This window comes from uncultured Mailhella sp., assembly GCF_963931295.1.
GTDB lineage: Bacteria > Desulfobacterota > Desulfovibrionia > Desulfovibrionales > Desulfovibrionaceae > Mailhella.
This window is the reverse complement of the sequence record NZ_OZ007001.1, coordinates 1,461,691-1,481,053: the sequence shown is the minus strand read 5'-3', so window position 1 is coordinate 1,481,053 and position 19,363 is coordinate 1,461,691. Positions and strand designations below refer to the sequence as shown.

Below are 19,363 nucleotides of genomic sequence, written 5' to 3'. Positions count from 1 at the left end.
GGGGAGATGTTACAGTTTGCACGCTTTCATGGCGCTGAGCAGCGTGCTGAAATCGGAGACGCTGCGGGGGGCGAGTCCGTCTGTCTGGAAGCTTAGAAAAGGAATGGACGCCCCATCTGCGGCTCCTTTGTCAGAGGCGCTGTCGCCGATGAAGAGCGTCTGACCGGGGTTTACATTCCACTGGTTGAGAATGCGCAGCGCGCCTTCGGGGGCCGGTTTCGGGCGGGAAACGTCGCTCGCCAGCACGATGGGATCGAAATAGCCTTCCAGGCGGCAGTTGTGCAGGAGCATGTCCATGCCGTCGGTGCGGTTGGTGTTCATGGCGAGGCGCACGCCGGAGCGTCGGCAGAAGTCGAGCACGTCGTGCAGACCGGGATAGCAGCCGATGTGCGGCATGATGTCGCGCACATAGGATATTTTTCTGGACGCGTCGCGCAGAAGCGGCTGAAGCGGCTTGGGGAAGATGGCGTCCATGGCCTGATAGACCGTGGCCGACTGCGCAAAGTCTTCCTGTTCGCGGGTGAGTTTCGGCAGGCCGAGGTATTCCCGCAGGTAGTTGTAGTAGGTGATGTTCGCTTCGCGCGAGTCGATGACCACGCCGTCGCAGTCGAAAATGATGCCGAGAGGCAGCCCGTGGAAGGCGTCGGAGAACCAGTGTGCGAGTTCGGATGCGGAGAGATGGGACATGTCGTGTCAGCGGGAGGATTCCGGCAGAAAGAGGGTGAGAGCGCGTTGACGCTGATCGGCGCTCAGAGAGCGCGAAAGCTTGTCGTGCGGGGCGCGGCCGCAGAGTGCGGCAAGCTGGTCCACGCTTGCGCGCACGGCGCGGTAGCCTGCGGGGGCGTTAGGAGCGTCCGGAGCGCCCAGTTCCGAAACGGCGTCGGCCATGGCGGACGAGGCGACGACGAGTGTTGTGCCTTCCGGCATGTCGGGCGCAAAGGCCAGAGCGGCGGCAAGGGTCCGTTTCCAGTCGGGCAGATCGCGCTCGTCGGGCGCTGCGGTGGCGTTTCTGCCGCGGGTCGCGCCGGAAAAGAGGCCGGCGAGCGCGCGGCGGGAATCGCTTATTTTCTGTTCCAGCGCGGCCATTTCGAGCGCCTGCTTTTCCTGAAGCCACGCCAGCAGAAGCACCTGCTGGGCGTTCTGGCGCAGCGGAGCCTGCGGCTCTTCCACGGGGAGTCCCGCCATTTCGCGAAGGGCGCGGCGTTCCGCGTCGGAAAGATCGGCCGGGGCGGGTTCCGCGCCCAGTGTCAGCACGGGAGAGCCGCTTGCGCCGTCGCGGCATGCGCGTTCGTAGTCGGCAAGGCAGGCGGCCGCCGCGGCGGGCGGCCACGGCATGTCGGGCGACCAGGCCGAGTCGGGTTTGCCGGGCAGGCCGGGCCACAGGCTGCGGCAGCCTTCCAGAGACGGAAGAAATTCGGCGTGAAGGCCGGGCAGTGCAAGATAAAGAGGGGTATCCATGATATTCACTCCTTTTTCTACTATAAATCGGGATGGGCGTTCAGGCAATCGGGAAAAGAGGGTGCAATCCGGTACGGAAAGGGCGTCTTATGCTTGACCTTTCCCCGGTCACTCCCGTATAGAAAATAAACGAACTTGGAGAGAAAGACCCCGGAGGTTTGCCATGTTTGGTATAGGAATGCAGGAACTTCTCATCATCCTTGTGCTCGTGCTGGTGATATTCGGCGCGAAGCGTCTGCCGGAAATCGGCGGCGGCCTCGGCCGCGCCATCCGCAACTTCCGTCAGGCCGCCTCGGAACCCGATGAAATAGACATCACCCCCAAGGACAAGGAAAAGATCAAGACCGACGACGAAGACAAGAAGGCGTAGGTTCCTGCCGGGAATGCCCATGACGGTTGAACAGATTTCTGTATTTGTGGAAAACAGGTCCGGTCAGCTCGGCGACGTGACCCGCGTTCTGGAAAAGGCCGGGATCAACATCCGTGCGCTGTCCCTTTCGGACACGACGGATTTCGGCGTGCTGCGCCTCATGGCCGACGATACGGAAAAGGCCAGGGACGCGTTGGCCGCAGCGGGATTTACCGTGGGCACCACGCCCGTGGTGGCCGTGGACGTGGCCGACGAGCCCGGCGGGCTCGGTCGCGTGCTGAGCGTGCTTTCCGAGCACGGCATCAATGTGGAATACCTGTACGCCTACACGCAGCGGGAATCCACGCGAGCCACCATCATTTTCCGCTTTGACCGCACGGAAGAAGCCGTGAACGTGCTGGAGAGCCGCGGTTTCCGCGTGCTCGGCCCGAAAGACATTGCCGACTGAACAGATGTTTTGATTTGTCCCAGGAATGACAGGCCCCGATCTCAGGATCGGGGCTTTTTCATATCCGTCGTTTCAATGGCGCGGGGAAAACGGGTGCTTGCGGGAAGGTAGCGCCGGCAGAAGAGCGCCTTCGTTGCAGACGGCGTTCTTGCTGCCTGTCCTTGGTCGCGGGAGGCGTTCCGATGCTGCGCGGTTTTGAACTCCGGCGGGGCGGAAAACGCCGGACTTTCGTTGTCGTCCGCGGCGCGTGCAGCGGAAAGGCCGCCGGGATTCTCTCGGCCACTTCGTCGTGCGGATGGAGCGTCTGCCGAACGTTATTCTGTCTCTTCGTCGCGTGCGGACGCCGTTTCGCGCTCACGGAGAGCCGCGTCGTCCGAGGTCTGCCGGGCCGCGGCCCGGGCCATGGCCTTCCGGGCTCTTTTGTTGGGGTGCGCGGCCTGCGCTTCCTTTTTCAGGCGTCGCTCTTCGGTTTCTCTGGCCAGTCTTGCCGCGAGCTGCGCCTTTTCCGCCGCCTTGTGCGCGGCGGCCGTTTTCTGCTCATCCAGCGCTTCCTTCATGCTCAGAATGCAGCCGCACCACTTCTGCCGGTAGATGCCGAGCTCTCTGGACAGGTTGATGCCGTCCCACCACCAGGGGCGGAAATCCCGGTAGAGGAACGATGAACCGGCCGCGGCGGCCGCGCGTTCGGCTTCTTCGGCAATGCATTCGTGGCGCTGATAGCGGGAATAGAGCAGACTGGTGGTAAAGGCGTCGAAGCCGAGCTTGCGGGCGAGATGAGCGGTTAGCTCCATGCGCGGGCGGTAGCAGAGACGGCAGCGTTCGCCCTGCCGCACGGTTCCTTCCAGTTTTTTGACCCAGAGGCCGGGATTGATGGGCTCTCCTTCTTCCAGCAGCGGCACGTTCATGCGTTCGGCGACAATGCGCATGGCGTCGAGTCTTTTTTTCCACTCGTCTGCGGGGTGGATGTTCGGATTGAAGAAAAAGGCCGTGGGTTCCCAGCCCTCGTCGCGCAGATGCACGATGGGCATGAGGGAACAGGGACCGCAGCAGACGTGAAGCAGAATTCGGGGCATGGTCGGACCTTGAGACGGGTTCGGGGAAAGGGACAGCCGCAGTTGTAGCGCGAAGCGGCGTACGACGCCAGAGGGCGGATAAGCGCGGAGCGGAGGGAATTTTGCGTGCGCGGCAGGGCCGCTCATCCGGCCCTGCCTGCCGGAGATGGCGGGGGCGGCCTGTGCGGTCTCGGAGGCCCGCGTTCCGCCCAGCGCTCATGGAATGGGCTTTTCTGCGGGCGCGGGAGGTGATGGGGCTTTTTGCTCAGAAATTTTGAGGTCAGAGCCTGAAAATGAAGGCGGCGCAGTCTGAGGGAGAAAACTGAGCCCTGCTGTAAAAAAGCCCCGGGGAATGATTTCTCCGGGGCTCGTTTTTGCATTCAGGAAGACATCAGCGGTCGTATTCGCGGGGAGATCTTGAACAGCACGGGACTGAGCAGCAGCAGACCGATGAGGTTGGGCACGGCCATGAGGGCGTTGAGCACGTCGGCGATGTCCCACACGAGGTCGAGGGTCATGAGCGCGCCCACGGGCACCACGCAGACGAAGATGATGCGGAAGGGCTTGAGGGCCTTGTCGCCCAGCAGGTAGATCCAGCAGCGTTCGGAATACACGCACCAGCCGAGGATGGTGGAGAAGGCGAACATGGCGAGGCACACGGACACCATGACTGAACCGATGCCGGGCAGGGCGGATTCGAAGGCCGCGGCCGTGAGGGGAGCGCCGGAAAGCGCGCCTTCCACGTTCCAGAGACCGGAGCAGAGAATGGTGAGGCCGGTCATGGTGCAGACGATGATGGTGTCGATGAACGGTCCGAGCATGCCGACGTAGCCCATGGCCACGTGATCGTCCGTGGTGGCGGTGGCGTGGGCCATGGCCGCGGAGCCGAGGCCCGCTTCGTTGGAGAAGATGCCTCGCGCCACGCCCATCTGCAGGGCCAGCATGACGGTGGAGCCGGCAAAGCCGCCGGCGGCCGCGGTTCCGGTAAAGGCGTCGTGGAAGATCATGGCGAACACCCCGGGCACCTTGTCGATGTTTGTGGCGATGACGACGAGGGAACAGATGATGTAAACGATGGACATGAACGGCACGAGCTTGCTCGACACCGAACCTATGCGGGACACGCCGCCGATGATGACGATGGCGATGAGCACGAACATGACCACGGCGGAGACGACCGGCGGAACGCCGAAGGAGGCGTGCAGGGCGTCGGCGATGGAGTGGGACTGCGTCATGTTGCCGATGCCGAAGCCGCAGATGCCGCCGAACAGCGCAAAGAGCGTGCCGAGCCAGGCCCATTTCTTGCCGAGGCCGTTTTTAATGTAGTACATGGGGCCGCCCACGACGTGTCCGGCAGGGGTGACTTCGCGGTATTTCTGGGCGAGCACGGTTTCCGCGTACTTGGTGGCCATGCCCACCATGGCGGTGCACCACATCCAGAAGAGGGCGCCCGGGCCGCCGGTGAAGATGGCCGTGGCCACGCCGGCAATGTTGCCCACGCCCACGGTGGCGGCAAGGGCCGTCATGAGAGCCTGAAACGGGGAAAGTTCTCCATGTACGTCGTTGTTCTTGGCGCGTCCTTTCCAGGTGAGGCGGAATCCTTCGCCGAGGCGCGTCCAGGGCAGGAAGCGCAGCCCGAAGGTGAGATACAGGCCTGTACCGAGAATCAGGGCCATCATGACCGGCCCCCAGACGTAGCCATCCAGAACCTTGATGAATTGTGAGAACTCTTCCATGGTGACAACTCCTCGCCATTTCAGGTTGTTAGAGCATGTTTGACCTATTCCTCCTGAAGGTAGGCTGCACCAGAACGCCGGTTGCGGATGCAAAAAGGGTTATGGTGAAAACGACTATGCTCTGATTTACATTTATGTTGATATCATCGAGGAATCAAATATAGCAAGCAAAATATACAGAAAGGAGTCATGTGTGAAAAATGTTGCAATTTATTGTGCGGCAAGGATATTCTCGCCTTGCTCTGCTGCTGTTGAAACATGTTGAAAATAAACAAATTTGTTAATAAAGAGAAAAGGTCCGTGCGTCGGCCGATGTCCGGAGCGGGGCGGAGTCGTTTTTGATCGCTCCGCAGCCGGACGCGGCGCATTCTCCCTTTACAGAAAAGGCCGTTGTACTCTAAGACCAGAAGAATACCGCAGTATCGAGGGGGGTCGGATCCATGCTTACTGCTCTCTACATCAATGTCGTCTGGTTCCTGGGAGGATTCATCAACGGCGTGACCTCGTTCGGAGGAAATCTCTTCGCTGTGCCGCTCATGACTCTGGCCATGGATGCGAAGGACGCCATCGTGCTCGGCTGTATCGTGGGCACGGCCATCACCGTGACCATCGCGTTCTTTTATCATCGAGATCTGCCGAAGCTGGAATTCTCACTGGCCTTCGTGAGTGGTCTGGCGGGCATTCCCATCGGTATGGCCGTGCTCAGGGTGGCTCCGGTCAAGGTCATTCTGCTGACCTGTGGCGTCATTCTGGCTCTGTTTCTTCTCTGGCAGGCCGTGTCCGGGCGCATGCGCGGCGTGTTCCGTATTCCTGTTTGGACCATTGTGCCGCTGGGCGTGATTTCCGGCATTCTGCTGAGCTCCACCAGCATGGGCGGTCCCGTGCTGGTGATGTATGCCGTGATGCGCGGCTGGAGCAAGGAAACTACGCTTTCCGTGCTGAACACCATGGCCGCGTTGTCCATGGTGTGCCTTGCAGTCGTGCAGTGGCGCAACGGTCTCTACACGCCGCAGATCCTGCACTACGCCGTATGGGCCGTGCCCTGCACCGTGGTGGGAGTGCTGGCGAGCATTCCAGTGATCCGTCGCATCAATCCCGGCATTTTCCGTCGACTGGTGCTGGCCATGCTCGCGGTTTCCGCCGCCATGCTTTTCGTGCGCGCCTTCCAGGCCTGACGCGCATGCTGTCCCTCGGTTTTTAACGACAAAGGCGTCCGGATTCTTGATCCGGACGCCTTTGCGTTGCGCGGGAACCGCAAAACGCCTGATCCCCGCCATTCGGAAAACGATCAGAATATGCCGTGAACCTGACCGGTTTCGGTGTCCACGTCCACGCGGCGGAAGGCGGGATTGGAGCCGGTGCCGGGCATGAGCGAAATCTTGCCGGAAACGGGAACCACGAGGCCCGCGCCGCCGTAGAGCAGCACGTCGCGGATCTTGAGACGCCAGCCGGAAGGTTCGCCCTTGAGGTCGGGGTTGTCGGAGAGGGAGTACTGCGTCTTCACCATGCACACGCCGAGATCGGCGGCGTCGGAACGGGCCTGCATTTCGGCGAGACGGCTTTCGGCTTCGGGGCTGTAGTCCACGCCGTCGGCGCCGTACACGTCGCGGGCGATCTTTTCAATGCGTTCCTTGAAGGGAGCGTTCCAGTCGTAGAGCGGACGGAAGTCGGACTTTTCGTTGCAGGCGTCCATGACGGCGTCGGCAAGTTCCAGCGCGCCTTCACCGCCGTGCTCCCAGTGCGTGGAAACGGCCACGCGCGCACCTTCGGCCTCGCAGATTTCACGGATGCGGGCGATTTCCGCGGGCGTGTCGGTGACGAAGGCGTTGATGCACACCACCGGCGAGGTGCCGGACTTCTTGATGGTGCGGATGTGATGCAGCAGGTTGCAGCAGCCCTTTTCCACGAATCCCACGTTTTCCTGACGATATTCTTCGGGAAGGGCGCGTCCGGGTCTGGGCAGGGGAGCGCCGCCGTGGCTCTTGAGCGCGCGCACTGTGGCCACGAGCACGGCCGCGTCCGGAGCGAGTCCGCTGTAGTGGCACTTGAGGTTCCAGAACTTTTCGTAGCCGATGTCCGCGCCGAAGCCGGATTCCGTGACGTGGTATTCGGAGAGCTTGAGGCCGAGGCGGTCGGCGATGACGGAGCTCTGGCCGAGGGCGATGTTGGCAAAGGGACCCGCGTGAACAAAGACGGGCTGGCCTTCGATGGTCTGGATGAGGTTGGGCTTGATGGCGTCGATCATCCAGGCGGCCATGGCGCCCGCCACCTGCAGATCTTCGGTGGTCACGGGCTTGCCCGCCCGGTCGTAGGCCACGATGATGCGGCCGAGGCGTTCGCGCATGTCCTTGAGGTCGCGGGCCACGGAAAGAATGGCCATGACTTCGGAAGACACGGAAATGTCGAAGTGGGAGGACATCATGAAGCCGTCGGACTTGCCGCCCATGCCGATGACCACGTTGCGCAGGGCCTGACAGCAGAAGTCGATGACCCAGTTCATGCGCACGTTGGTGGGATCGATGTTCAGACGGGGCTGACCGGACAGACGGAGCAGCTTTTCGTCGTCGTAGTTGCGTTCGTGCTGCATGCGGGCGGTGAGCGCCACCATGGCCAGGTTGTGGGCGTTGGTGACGGCGTTGATGTCGCCGGTGAAGCCCAGGGAATACTGGGTGAGGGGAATGCACTGGGAAAGACCGCCGCCTGCCGCGGAGCCCTTGGTGCCCATGGTGGGGCCGCCGGAAGGCTGACGGATGGCCGCGGAAACTTTGCGGCCGCGTTTGGCGAGGCCCTGCACGAGGCCGATGGTGGTGGTGGACTTGCCTTCCCCGAAAGGAGTCGGGGTGATGGCCGTCACATCGACATACTTACCGTTGGGACGGTCGGCCAGGCGGGAGAGCACGGACTGATAGTCCACCTTGCCCATGACGTGGCCATAGGGGAGCAGTTCCTTGTCTTCAAGGCCCAGCTCTCTGCCGATCTGGTAAATGTCTTTCATGCGGGATTCCGCGTCCTGAGCGATTTCCCAGTCCGCGTGCTGCTTGGGATCCAGAGCCATTGTCCGTTCTCCTTGTGTTGGGGGTTCGTCCGTATTTATACGGCGTGACCTCGTTTATCACAAGCGCTTTTTCCCCGGTCCGGGCGCGGCGAAGCATTGCGGCCGAAGCCGGGCGTGCTCCTGTTGCCAGCGCGTCCGGCCTGGCGTATCTCTGAAGGGCACATTAGAGAGGCGCGCGACGCCTCAAGGGGGAACACATGAGGGAAAGTACGCTTCAGCTTTTGGAAGAGATGCAGATCAATGAAAAAACAGACAGCGAAATCTATACCAGACTGGCGCGGCGCGTAGGCGGCGACAACGGCGAAGTGCTTCGCCGCATGGCCGCGGACGAGGCGCGTCACTGCGAGGTGTGGAGCCGTTACACGGGCAAGAAGGCGGAAGCCAAACGCCTCAAGGTGTTTTTCTATGGCGTGCTGGGCTGGATTTTCGGATTGACCTTTGTGATCAATCTGCTGGAATCGGGCGAAGACGGCGCGGGAAAGCGCTATGCCGGACTCATTGAGGACGTGCCGGAAGCCAGGGGCATCATGGAGGAGGAAGAGATTCACGAACGCCGTCTGGCCGAAATGGTGGACGAGGAGCGCCTCAAGTACATCGGCAGCATGGTGCTCGGCCTCAACGACGCGCTGGTGGAGCTGACCGGTGCGCTGGCGGGCTTTACTCTCGCCCTCGGCAGCAACGACACGGTGGGTCTTGCGGGCTTCATTACCGGCGTGTCGGCCACGCTGTCCATGGCAGCCTCGGAATACCTTTCCAAGAAGGCCGAGCCCGGGGAAAAGCATCCGCTCAAGGCCGCCGTCTATACCGGCATTGCCTACATGATTACCGTGGCGCTGCTGCTTCTGCCGTACGGGGTGTTTTCCTCGCCGTATCTGGCGCTGCTGTTCTGCCTGTTCAACGCGGGCTGCATCATCTGCCTGTTCACCTTCTTCGTGGCGGTGGTTCGTCGAGAACCCTTCCGTCCGCAGTTCGTGGAAATGCTTTCCATCAGCTTCGGCGTGGCGGCCATTTCGTTCTTCATCGGCTGGGCCGCCAAAACCTGGATGGGCATAGACATGTAGTCCGCTTTTGAAGCGGATGAAAAAAGCGGGGATCGTTCCCCGCTTTTTTGTGCGCTTTTCTCAGCGTCGGGAGCTACTGCATGGCGAGAGAGCGCAGCCACTTCGGATCTTTGATGACGAGCCGGTCTCTGGTGAGCTCCTGAAGTGCGCCGTCGCGCTTCAGCTTCTGAATGACGCGCAGCAAAGATACCCTGTGGATACCGAGCAGATTGGCAAGCTTGGTCTGGGATATGCCGGACGAAAGTTCCCGGGCGTTGCCGCTGGCCTGCGACATGTTGAGGTAGAAGCGGCAGAGCTTTGAGAGGGGGGGGCGGTGCCGGAGTTGGAGAGGGTGTTGTGCATGAGCAGCAGCTTGAGGCCGATGGAGGACATGAGATTCTCGATGAAGGCCGGATGACTGCGGATGAAGTCCTGATCGTGCAGCAGAGAACCTGGGAATTTCCAGACGGTGACGTTGGTAAGGCAGTAGAACTGACAGCCGGCATCGAGAAAGTGAGTCAGAGAGCTGCCGAGGGCGAGAGATACGTTGAACAGTGTGCCTGACTGCATGTAGAGCATGTCCTGTACGCGGCCATTGGTTGCGCCGTGCAGTATGGTGACGCGGCCTTTTTCCAGAAAGTAGAAGCTGTGTTCCGGGTCGTCGTACAGGTACCGATAGGTTCCTCTGGCGTGTTCCTGCTTTGCGGCGAGAAAAAGCAGCTGCGCCCACATTTGATTGATGCCCGGAATCGTAGCGGTGAGAATGGCGGATTCGGGAGCGGAAGGCATGGATTCTCCGGTGAACGGCCGAAGGGCTACATCAGACCGGGAGGCTTTGCGATAAGGTACATGACGGCCACGGTGATGACAACCCGGGCCGCCGAGATGATGCCCGGGTTTGAACATGTCGGTAATCTTGTAGTATCCGGCCTGATAGGTGACGAGGGAGACGGAGTCGAGGGGCAGCAGCACGGCCGCAGAAACACTGAAGCTGAGGGGAATTGCCGGTATCGCGGGGGTGATGCCCATGGACGAGGCGATGGCCGCCACCGGGGGCAGAATAACGACTACGATGGGGGGGCACCGGAATGACCAGATGAATGAGAATGGTGAACAAGGATATGAGGGCAATGACCGCCACGAGGGGCAGGGCGCTCATGCCGCTGAGGAAGGTATTGGCTATCCAGGTGGCCGCGCCGTTCTGCCACAGAGCCATGCCGAGAGAGTTCGCCGCGCCCACGATGAAGAGAACGTCCCAGCCTACCTTATGCTTGTCCTTTTCCCAGCGGATAAGAGAAACTCCGGGCAAGGCGAAGAGCATGCTGCCGGGAACGGCCGCTGTCGGGCTGGGAGAGCCCGTGGATGCTGGTGGTACACCAGAGGAGCAGGTTGACGGCCAGAAGCGCGATGTACAGCTTTTCCCTGCGTCCGAGCGGGCCGATACATTCATAGTCTTCGCAGAGCTGCTCCATGCCGGCGAGGGAGGTCAGTTCCGGCGGATAAATTTTCATGACGGCCCACCACGCCACGGGAATGAGCAAAAAGCGCCATGGGCATGCCGATGGCCGACCACTGGAAGAACGATATCTGAACGCCTGCGGTGGAGGCGAGCATGTTCATGGTGAGGATGTTGGTGCCGCTGCCCGCCGGGGTGCCCACGCCGCCTATGAGGCGGGCATTTCCTCGCGGCTTTCCAGGCAGTAGAGGTCCACGCTCTGCGCGCCTGTCTTGCGGGCGGTGATGGCGGCGTCCATGGCCACGGCACCGCCGCCGATCACCACGACCCTGCCGGAGAGCGGCGGCTGACGGTTCTGCCTGACCGCGCAGAGAAATTCCACGCCGTAGAGCACGCCGGACAGCGTTTCGCCGGGTACGCCGGGCTTGCGGCTTCTTGTTGCGCCGGGAGCGATGAACACGGCCTTGTAGCCGAGTTCGTAGAGGTCTTCCATGCTGCAGTCGCAGCCTTTGCCCACGCGTGTTCCGCACTGAAATTCCACGCCGAGCGCCTTGAGCTGTTCAATCTGGGCGTCGAGCACATCTTCGGGCAGGCGATAGACGGGAATGCCGTAGCGCAGCATGCCGCCGGGCTTGGGCATGGCCTCGAACACGCGCACGGGGTAGCCTGCGCGGGCGAGATACCAGCCGCAGGAGAGGCCGGCGGGGCCGGAGCCCACCACGGCTATGCGGTGAACGTGACGCACGGCGGGCTTTTGGGGCGCGTCGTGGAGCGTGCGGTCGCCGAGATACTGCTCAATGCCGTTGATGTTGACGGCGCCGTCAACCTTGCTGCGGCTGCACTCGCCCTCGCACAGGTGCGGGCAGACGCCTCCCGTGACGGAGGGGAAGGGATTGCGTTCCCTGTGTCTTTCGGCGGCCTCGTCGATGCTGCCCATCTGCATGAGGCCGTTGTAGCCGCGGATGTCGCCATGCAGGGGGAAAGAACCGGCTGATCGGTGTCGAGTCTGAATACGTCGAGTCCGCACGTCTTGAAGCAGGTGCCGCATCCGGTACACTTTTCTGTGTCGATGGTGTTTATCACGCTGATCTCCTGAGACGGGATTGGTATGGAGGGAGAAAGGCCGGTCCGCGTTTTTCGGGAAGGGTCTGGAGACAGGGACCGGCCGCCTTCCGTGCCTGGAGTATGGAGGCTTTTTTCTCGCGGCGCGTGTTGCATATGTTGCATGGCGCATGATTTTTGCGGAAAACGTCTGCGCGGCCGCAGGACGTTGATGATGGGGCGGACGCCCCGCTTCGGCACGGCGCGCGCAAGCGCATGTTCAGAGAAAAGGGCATGCTGCCGAAGAGGACAAAGCAGGCCGGGAATGGAAGCCCGGTTCGCTGTTTTTCCCCCTGTCCGCCGCCGGACATGGGCTGTGCAACCTGCTGTTTCCGGCAACCTTTGGTTGCCGAAATAACGTGACAAGGGAAAATATGTTATGATAATTTCCTGAAATAAAAGAGATGCAACCATAAGTTGCCGGAAAGGAAACTTCCGGTTGGTGGAGTCTGCCGGGCTATGGCGTTAAACCTTGACCGTCCTACACGGCGGCCTGACGTCTCGGGTGTTTTTCGACGAGGTCAGGCGGGAGGTGGCTGCTGTTTTCATCATGATGTTGAAGCGCCGCCATCGACAGGCCGCATGCTCCGGCCTGCCGTTCACCCCTGGCAGTACGCCATGAAACCACAGGAGTTCCTTATGAACAGGAAGATGTTGGCCGCGTGCGCGGCTCTGGCCCTGACCCTTGGCTTTTCTTCCCTTGCCGAGGCCGGATGCAGCCCTGAGGAAGCGCAGCAGAAGGCCACCGCCTTTGCCCAGACCATTCAGGAAGTTTCCCAGAAGGATCCTGAAAAGTACGCGAAGGTCATGCAGGAACTGCAGCCCGAACTGCTTCAGCTTCAGCAGAAGCAGGACATGGACGCGCTGTGCGTGTTCTACGACAAGGCGATGGACCGTCTGAAGTAACGAGGCAATGCATTGTGGCCGGACCGCGGCGAGCCTTGTTCGCCCCGCGTCCGGCCATGTCTTGATTTAAAACGCGGTCGTTCATGGCCGTCGACGCGACCGGCAGGACCGGGAGGCGTGACGTTCCCTGCGGGGAATGCACAGATTCAGCCGGAAACGGGGGAGGCTCCGGCTTTCCGGATCAGAAATGTCGTCAGCCCATGGAAGCACATGAGGAAAGATCTCCAGCTATACGGAAAAATTCAGGCCCGGCGCAAGGCTCTGGGACTTTCGCAGGAAGAGCTTGCGCAGCGCATGGGCGTGTCCCGACAGTCCGTCACGAAATGGGAAACCGGCCTTTCGGCTCCCGATCTTGACCGGCTGGTGGAACTTGCCGACACGCTGGGGGTGAGTCTTGATTATCTGCTGAGGGATCAGGCGGACGCGCCCGAAGGTCCGGCGGAATCCGGCGAAGCCGCGCCTGCGGAATCTCTGCCGGAAGAGCGCGGAGAAAAGACGACGCCCGCTCAGCCTGCAAGCGCGGCGGCGCGGCACATTGCGCTCGCGGCCGGCGTGCTGATGTTTCTCATCGGCGCGGGCGGTCTTCTGACCATGTGGATTTATTCCGAACTTTTTCCCGTGCAGCTTGTGGACGGCCGGGGCGGCGTGCATACCGGACTGTGGGGTTATGTGCTTGCGCGCGACGTGAAGGCTCTTTTCTGGGCCGCGCTGGCGGCCGTGGCCGCGGGACTGGCGCTCGTGGCCTGCTGCCTGCGCAGGGGGCGCTCGTAGTCTTTGGCGTCGAGGTTCGGCCCTGCTCCCTGCGGGCGAAATCGCCTCTCGATGTTTTCATATTTTGTCCCCGCCTCGCGCGCTGTGACTTTGGCGTGGACGCAAAGCGCAGCGGCGCGGGGTTTTCCAGGCGCCGGGAGCGTGCCCGGCGTGTTCCCCGTCTCTTCCTTTTCGGAAGCGGCGGGATTTTTTATGCGCCGGGTGGAGCGGGCGACGCGTGGCGGGAGGCGAAGGCGACTGCCGTGCGCCGGGGCTTCGGCATCGGCGGTGTTCGGCAGGCGGGAGCGGCGTTTATGTTTCAGCGGGATCCGCGTTTGTGGCGGCGCTGCGCGAGCGTCGGTATGCGTTTTGCAGGCGGCAAGGAGGGGAGGCCGCGCTGTCGAGGGGCGAGCTGAGGGGGCGCGGCGCGAAGTTCCGCCGGCAGGCTTCACGCCAGTTCTTCGAGCATGTCCAGCAGCTGTTCGCTGAGGCCGCCGCCGAACATGGGCGAACCGAAAAGCGCGCGGCGCTGGTCCACCAGCAGTTCCCGCGGCAGCATGCCCGGCGCGGAATCGGCCAGCGTGTCGGCGAGTCGTCGGGCGAGAAGCCAGCTTCTTGCGCCCTGAAAAAAGAGGGAGAAGGCCTGTTCAAAATCGCTGCGGCGCTCGTTCCAGAGGCGGAGACGCCGCTTGTCGGGCGGAAGGCTGAGCGTGGTGGAGAGCGCGGCGTTCAGGCTGTTGAACTGCGCCCCGGGCACGCCGGAGCGCCAGCCGAGCAGCCAGGAATTGCGCGGAAAGAGCAGGCCGAGCTCGCAGGCCAGGGACAGCAGTTCGTCGAGCGAGGCGCGCGAGGCAAGCAGCGCCTTGTCTTCCCAGAGCACGGGCAGGGCGGCAAAGTCCAGCGGCGGCACGGACGCAAGATCCACGGGCTCGCCGCACCAGCGGCGCAGAATGTGCATGAGCCAGGATCCCGCCTGTTCCGAGCCCGTGAACGCGCCGGAGGGCGTTTCAAGGTGGCTGTAGCTCAGAAGCCATTCGCCCCTGCTGCAGGTTCCCGTGACGGCGCAGGGGCGGCCGTCGAGCAGTGAGGGGCGCAGCGCGACGCCGTACATGGTCTTCCATTCGGCGAGAATGTCGGCGGGCATGGAGGAAAAGGGCATGTCCGCCACGTAGAGATCGGGCCCGGGCGCGCGGTATCGCGCAAGCACCTGCACGTCGCAGGGCTCGTCCGGCTCGTTGAAGCGGCCCGGCCACCACACGGGCAGCAGCGCGTCTTTTCCGGCGAGGTTCGGCGGAACAAGATCGCCGCCCTCGGCCACGGAGCAGACCAGATGCCCGGACACAAGATGCTGAAGCCGGTCGGTCATGCCGTCGCGGCTCCAGGGGCAGAGGCCGAGTCCGTCGGCCAGCGCGAGCCCCGCGCCGCCGCAGAAGCCGAGATATTTGCCGCCTTCCTTCACGAAGCGGCGCACGGCCTGCGCGCCGTGCGGCCCGAGGGCGTCGGCCTTGCGCCGCGCAGAACCTCCGGGCACTATGAGCATCTTGCCAGATAGACCGGTCTGGGCTATGTCTAACCCTTTGAGTACACGGAAGGGAATGCCCGTCGAACGAACGGCGTGCAGCAGCAGATATCCCCAGATATGGGATGCGTCCCACAGTATGGCAATCATGTGTTCCCTCCGTGTGTTATGCATACGCACAAGCCGCCCGTTCGGCAAGAGCAGTCAGGCGGAAGCTCCCGGCGCTTCCGCCTGAGCGGCGCAGAGCGCTCCTCTGCGGAACGGCGGATATTTTAAACCATTGGAGCCTTGAAATGCTGTCCAAAGCCTATGAACCGCAGGAAGTGGAAGCTCACTGGCGCAAGCACTGGGAAGAAGCCAAAACCTTCACGCCCGACCTGTCCGCCCCCGGCGACCCGTATTCCATCGTCATTCCTCCGCCCAACGTTACGGGCATTCTGCACATCGGTCACGCCCTGAACCAGACCCTTCAGGACATTCTCTGCCGTCACGCCCGTCAGAAGGGCAAGAACGTGCTGTGGATTCCCGGCACCGACCATGCGGGCATTGCCACGCAGAACGTGGTGGAACGCGCCCTCGCCAAGGAAGGCAAATCCCGTCATGATGTGGGCCGCGAAGCCTTCATCAAGCGCGTGTGGGAATGGAAGAAGCAGTACGGCGGCCAGATTCTGGAACAGATCAAGGAACTCGGCTCCTCCGTGGACTGGACGCGCGAAGCCTTCACCATGGACGACAATCTCGCCCGCGCCGTGCGCAAGGTGTTCGTGCAGCTCTATAAGGAAGGGCTCATCTACAAGGGCAAGTACATTGTCAACTGGTGCCCGCGCTGCCACACCGCCCTTGCCGACGACGAAGTGGATCACATCGACTCCAAGGGCTCGCTCTGGCATGTGCGCTACGACTTCGCCGACGGCACCGGTTCCGTGACCATCGCCACCACCCGCCCCGAAACCATTCTCGGCGACTCGGCCGTGTGCGTGCATCCCGACGACGAGCGCTACGCCACCTTTGTGGGCAAGAAGCTCATCGTGCCCGTGGTGAACCGCGAAGTTCCGCTCATCGCCGACCGCTACGTGGATCGCGAATTCGGCACCGGCTGCCTGAAGGTCACGCCCTGCCACGATCCCAACGACTGGAAGCTCGGTCACGCCCACAATCTGGAATTCATCCAGGTCATCGACGACAACGGCAACATGTGCATGAGCGACGTGTGCGGCCGCTACGCCGGCATGAGCCGCGAGGAATGCCGCAAGGCCATTGTGGAAGAGCTGCGCGAAAACGGCCATCTTGTGAAGGAAGAGCCGCTCACCCACAGCGTGGGCTGCTGCTACCGCTGCAAGACAGTCATCGAGCCCTACGTTTCCGATCAGTGGTTCGTGGCCATCAGCAAGATGGCTCCCGCCGCCCGTGCCGCCGTGCCGGACAAGATCAAGATCTATCCCGAAAGCTGGACCAAGACTTACTACAACTGGCTGGACAACATCCGCGACTGGTGCATCAGCCGTCAGATCTGGTGGGGCCACCGCATTCCCGCGTGGACCTGCGCCGACTGCGGCGAGCTCATCGTCGCCGAGGAAGATCCCACGGTGTGCCCCAAGTGCGGCAGCCACAAGCTGGAACAGGACCCCGACGTGCTCGACACCTGGTTCTCTTCTGCGCTGTGGCCCTTCTCCACCATGGGCTGGCCCGAACACACCGAAACGCTCAAGAAGTACTATCCCACGAGCGTGCTCGTCACGGCGTTCGACATTCTGTTCTTCTGGGTGGCCCGCATGATCATGATGGGCCAGCACTTCATGGGCGAAGTGCCCTTCCGCGAAGTGTACATCCATGCCCTCGTGCGCGACGCGCAGGGCCGCAAGATGTCCAAGTCGCTCGGCAACGGCATCAACCCGCAGGACATGATCCGCAAGTACGGCGCGGACTCTCTGCGCTTCACCCTGGCCGCCTTTGCCGCCATGGGCCGCGACATCCGCATGTCCGAGGAGCGCATTGAGGGCTATCGCCACTTCGTGAACAAGGTGTGGAACGCTTCGCGCTTCGCCCTCATGAACCTGCCCGAACACGGCGAGCCCAGGGCCGTCGACCTCGGAGCCGTCAAGGGACTGCATCACAAGTGGATTCTCAACCGTCTTGAGGAAATCAAGGTGGAAGAGGACGCCGCTCTCGAAAGCTATCGCTTCAACGACGCGGCGCAGTGCGTGTACAAGTTCCTGTGGAACGAGTTCTGTGACTGGTATCTGGAACTCATCAAGGCCGACATGAAGGAAGATGGCGAGGCGAAGGAAGAAGCGCAGTATGTGCTCTACACCGTGCTGCGTGAAATTCTTCTGCTGCTGCATCCCATGATTCCCTTCGTGACCGCCGAAGTGTGGAACTCCCTGCCCGGCCATGAAGGCACGGACATCGCCACGCAGCTTTATCCCGAAGCCCGCCCGCAGTGCGTGAAGAAGCGCGAATCCGACGAGATGATCTTCCTTCAGGAAGCCATCAGCGCCATCCGCACCATCCGCGCGGAACTCAACATCAAGCCGTCGTACCGCCTGACCGTGGTGCTCCGTCCGGCGAGCGACGAACAGGCCGCTCTGCTGGAGGCGAACCGCGGATTCTTCGATCTGGCGAGACTCGAAAGCCTCACCATCGACAGCAACGCCCATGCGCCCAAGGCTTCGGCCAGCAACGTGGTGCGCGGCTGCGAAGTCATCGTGCTGCTTTCGGGCGCGGTGGACTTCCAGGCCGAACTCGCCCGCCTCGACAAGGAAATCGGCAAGGTGGACAAGGATCTCGTCGCCCTCGACGCCAAGCTCTCCAATGAGAACTTCGTCAAGCGCGCACCCGCGGACCTTGTGGAATCCGAAAAGGCGCGTCACACGGAACTCATCGACAAGAAGGCCAAGATGCAGGCGCTGCAGAACCGCTTCAAGGAAGCCATGGAAGAATAGCGGCGTTTTTCCGCACGCGTGAACAAGCAAGGGCGCGGCTTCATCCGAAAGGATGGGGCCGCGCCCTTTGTCCAGGAATCTGGATGAGGAGGAGAATGAACGGGCTGCGACGTCTGCGCCGGGGAGGAGTTTTACGCAGGCGTCGCGCCCGTAAACGTGGAGCTGAACGAACTACCGGGCCGCGGCTCCGCTCATGGCGTGATTCAGGGAGGTGAACTTGCCGGAGGCCGCCAGATCGCCGAACCATTTGGCGTAGAGGTCGGGCATGTACAGGTTGCCTTCCTGAAGGTCGGTCTTGATGTAGTTCGCAAAGGAATTGCGGGTGGCGCGGCTCAGATCGACGTTGCTGTAGGCTATGCCTTCCGTGCCGAACGCGGCGGGATCGGTGCCGAAGTAGTCGAAATAGGTGAGCGTGCCGGGCTTGTCGTCGGAGGGGCCGACCACGCAGGAGCCGCCGGGGAAGCAGGTGCCCATGAATGTTCCCCTGGCGTCGTATTCCGCGCCGGCGAGGTCGGAGCTCGCCACGAACAGACCGCTCTGCACCACGACGGCCTCAACGCGGCTCTTGAAGCGGTTCACCCATTCCGTGTTGTTGCCCGCGGTGGGAAAGCCGTTGTTGAGGGGCTTGCCGTTCTTGAGATTCTTGTTGGAGTAGTATGCCCAGGACGTGGCCGTGGGATTGAGTATCATGCGGCAGCCGAGCGCGCCGTAGTAGCGGCCGAGCTCCGAATAGTTGTAGGTGTCGTAGCAGATGCTTATGCCCATGGGGCCCCAGGGTGTGTCGAAGGAGAAGGGCTCCGTGCCGGTCTTGCACCAGATGACTTCGCTGCCGAAGGGATGAATTTTGCGGTACGAGCCGAGATAACCGTCCGGTCCGGCCACGAAGGCGGAGTTATAGACGTTCAGCTTGTCGCTGCCGATGCGTTCCGGATAGCCGTAAACGATGTAGACGCTGCGATCCCTGGCAAGCTTCGTCATCACGGAGGCGCTCGGACCTGTTTCCGTTTCGGCAAGGCGTATCTGCATGCGGTCGGCGCGCTTCATGTCGCCCTGTTCCATGGCGTAGCCGGTGAGGCACATTTCGGGAAACACGATCATCTGCGCGCCGTTGTCGGCAGCTTCGTTCGCCATGCGGACCATCTTTTTAAGGTTGGCGTCCTTGTCGCCCCAGACGGGCTACATGTTGACGAGAGCCAGCTTGAGATGGTCGTCGTAGCGGGGAGCCTCCGCCGCCAGGCAGAGCGTGGCGGAAAGAACGGAAAGAAGGCAGGCCGCGCCTACTCTGCGGAATATGCTTCTGGAGAAAAGGTTCATGGCGAACTCCTTGAGAAGAATGATGCGTTGCCTGTTCTTATGCAAGAATGATGCCATAATTGTTTTTTCAATGATTTCAATGTGAAGCTGAAACACCTGGTACAAGACTTTCGGCACGGACGCGTACCGCGGCCGGTTAATGTACCGCCTGCGGCAGGCGGCGGGGATTCGGGGGATCGCCCGGCGGCGACGGAACGCGCGCGGAAGAGGGGGAGT

General features: G+C 61.9%; 17 protein-coding genes and 2 pseudogenes. 7 read left to right on the top strand and 12 right to left on the bottom strand.

Translation table 11 applies throughout. The features are described from left to right. Positions 1-9: 9 nt before the first annotated feature. Complete coding sequence (locus ABGT79_RS06070) at positions 10-687, bottom strand: HAD-IA family hydrolase (protein ID WP_346665445.1); 678 nt, start codon at positions 685-687, stop codon at positions 10-12. A 6-nt stretch (positions 688-693) separates the two neighbouring features. Then, on the bottom strand, positions 694-1,458 hold the full coding sequence (locus ABGT79_RS06065) for a hypothetical protein (protein ID WP_346665444.1): 765 nt from the start codon (positions 1,456-1,458) through the stop codon (positions 694-696). Between the two features lie 163 nt (positions 1,459-1,621). Here ABGT79_RS06065 and ABGT79_RS06060 point away from each other — a divergent pair, with 163 nt between their 5' ends. Both ABGT79_RS06060 and ABGT79_RS06055 read left to right on the top strand, forming a co-directional pair. Then, complete coding sequence (locus tag ABGT79_RS06060; protein ID WP_346665443.1) at positions 1,622-1,828, top strand: twin-arginine translocase TatA/TatE family subunit; 207 nt, start codon at positions 1,622-1,624, stop codon at positions 1,826-1,828. A 19-nt stretch (positions 1,829-1,847) separates the two neighbouring features. Next, positions 1,848-2,276: an ACT domain-containing protein gene (locus tag ABGT79_RS06055; protein WP_346665442.1), complete on the top strand. Its 429-nt coding sequence runs from the start codon at positions 1,848-1,850 to the stop codon at positions 2,274-2,276. 314 nt (positions 2,277-2,590) lie between these two features. Here ABGT79_RS06055 and ABGT79_RS06050 read toward each other — a convergent pair whose 3' ends face one another. Both ABGT79_RS06050 and ABGT79_RS06045 read right to left on the bottom strand, forming a co-directional pair. After that, on the bottom strand, positions 2,591-3,349 hold the full coding sequence (locus ABGT79_RS06050) for an epoxyqueuosine reductase QueH (RefSeq protein ID WP_346665441.1): 759 nt from the start codon (positions 3,347-3,349) through the stop codon (positions 2,591-2,593). A gap of 359 nt (positions 3,350-3,708) precedes the next feature. Continuing rightward, on the bottom strand, positions 3,709-5,064 hold the full coding sequence (locus ABGT79_RS06045; protein WP_346665440.1) for a sodium:alanine symporter family protein: 1,356 nt from the start codon (positions 5,062-5,064) through the stop codon (positions 3,709-3,711). 440 nt (positions 5,065-5,504) lie between these two features. On the opposite strand from ABGT79_RS06045, the gene ABGT79_RS06040 reads away from it, so the two are divergent. After that, positions 5,505-6,239, top strand: a complete 735-nt coding sequence (locus ABGT79_RS06040) for a sulfite exporter TauE/SafE family protein (RefSeq protein WP_346665439.1) — start codon at positions 5,505-5,507, stop codon at positions 6,237-6,239. Positions 6,240-6,352: 113 nt separating this feature from the next. On the opposite strand, the gene ABGT79_RS06035 is transcribed toward ABGT79_RS06040, so the two are convergent. Beyond that, positions 6,353-8,119, bottom strand: a complete 1,767-nt coding sequence (locus ABGT79_RS06035; RefSeq protein ID WP_346665438.1) for a formate--tetrahydrofolate ligase — start codon at positions 8,117-8,119, stop codon at positions 6,353-6,355. A 197-nt stretch (positions 8,120-8,316) separates the two neighbouring features. Here ABGT79_RS06035 and ABGT79_RS06030 point away from each other — a divergent pair, with 197 nt between their 5' ends. Next, entirely contained in the window at positions 8,317-9,180 is an 864-nt protein-coding gene (locus ABGT79_RS06030) for a VIT1/CCC1 transporter family protein (protein WP_346665437.1), read from the top strand. Positions 9,181-9,253: 73 nt separating this feature from the next. On the opposite strand, the gene ABGT79_RS06025 is transcribed toward ABGT79_RS06030, so the two are convergent. From ABGT79_RS06025 to ABGT79_RS06010, 4 genes and pseudogenes are all read right to left on the bottom strand, one after another. Then, the gene (locus tag ABGT79_RS06025; RefSeq protein ID WP_346665436.1) at positions 9,254-9,454 is read right to left on the bottom strand and encodes a helix-turn-helix domain-containing protein; all 201 of its coding nucleotides are present in this window, start codon (positions 9,452-9,454) and stop codon (positions 9,254-9,256) included. Positions 9,455-10,424: 970 nt separating this feature from the next. After that, positions 10,425-10,700 (bottom strand): hypothetical protein, encoded by a 276-nt coding sequence (locus tag ABGT79_RS06020; RefSeq protein WP_346665435.1) that lies wholly within the window; start codon positions 10,698-10,700, stop codon positions 10,425-10,427. 123 nt (positions 10,701-10,823) lie between these two features. Continuing rightward, positions 10,824-11,642 (bottom strand): FAD-dependent oxidoreductase, encoded by an 819-nt coding sequence (locus tag ABGT79_RS06015; protein WP_346665434.1) that lies wholly within the window; start codon positions 11,640-11,642, stop codon positions 10,824-10,826. 18 nt (positions 11,643-11,660) lie between these two features. Then, positions 11,661-11,833, bottom strand: a pseudogene (locus tag ABGT79_RS06010) (hypothetical protein); the annotation flags it as partial. Between the two features lie 522 nt (positions 11,834-12,355). On the opposite strand from ABGT79_RS06010, the gene ABGT79_RS06005 reads away from it, so the two are divergent. After that, a complete protein-coding gene (locus ABGT79_RS06005) occupies positions 12,356-12,622 on the top strand; it encodes a BTB/POZ domain-containing protein KCTD2 (RefSeq protein ID WP_346665433.1) in 267 nt (88 codons plus the stop codon). Positions 12,623-12,832: 210 nt separating this feature from the next. Next, on the top strand, positions 12,833-13,393 hold the full coding sequence (locus ABGT79_RS06000) for a helix-turn-helix transcriptional regulator (protein ID WP_346665432.1): 561 nt from the start codon (positions 12,833-12,835) through the stop codon (positions 13,391-13,393). 427 nt (positions 13,394-13,820) lie between these two features. Here the strand turns inward: ABGT79_RS06000 and ABGT79_RS05995 are convergent, their stop codons facing one another. Then, positions 13,821-15,041, bottom strand: a complete 1,221-nt coding sequence (locus ABGT79_RS05995; protein WP_346665431.1) for a BPL-N domain-containing protein — start codon at positions 15,039-15,041, stop codon at positions 13,821-13,823. Between the two features lie 143 nt (positions 15,042-15,184). Here ABGT79_RS05995 and ABGT79_RS05990 point away from each other — a divergent pair, with 143 nt between their 5' ends. Beyond that, positions 15,185-17,833: a valine--tRNA ligase gene (locus tag ABGT79_RS05990; RefSeq protein ID WP_346665430.1), complete on the top strand. Its 2,649-nt coding sequence runs from the start codon at positions 15,185-15,187 to the stop codon at positions 17,831-17,833. A gap of 171 nt (positions 17,834-18,004) precedes the next feature. On the opposite strand, the pseudogene ABGT79_RS05985 reads toward ABGT79_RS05990, so the two are convergent. Both ABGT79_RS05985 and ABGT79_RS05980 read right to left on the bottom strand, forming a co-directional pair. After that, positions 18,005-18,994, bottom strand: a pseudogene (locus ABGT79_RS05985) (carbon-nitrogen hydrolase family protein); the annotation flags it as partial. Between the two features lie 15 nt (positions 18,995-19,009). Further along, entirely contained in the window at positions 19,010-19,204 is a 195-nt protein-coding gene (locus ABGT79_RS05980; protein ID WP_346665429.1) for a hypothetical protein, read from the bottom strand. Between the last annotated feature and the right edge of the window lie 159 nt (positions 19,205-19,363).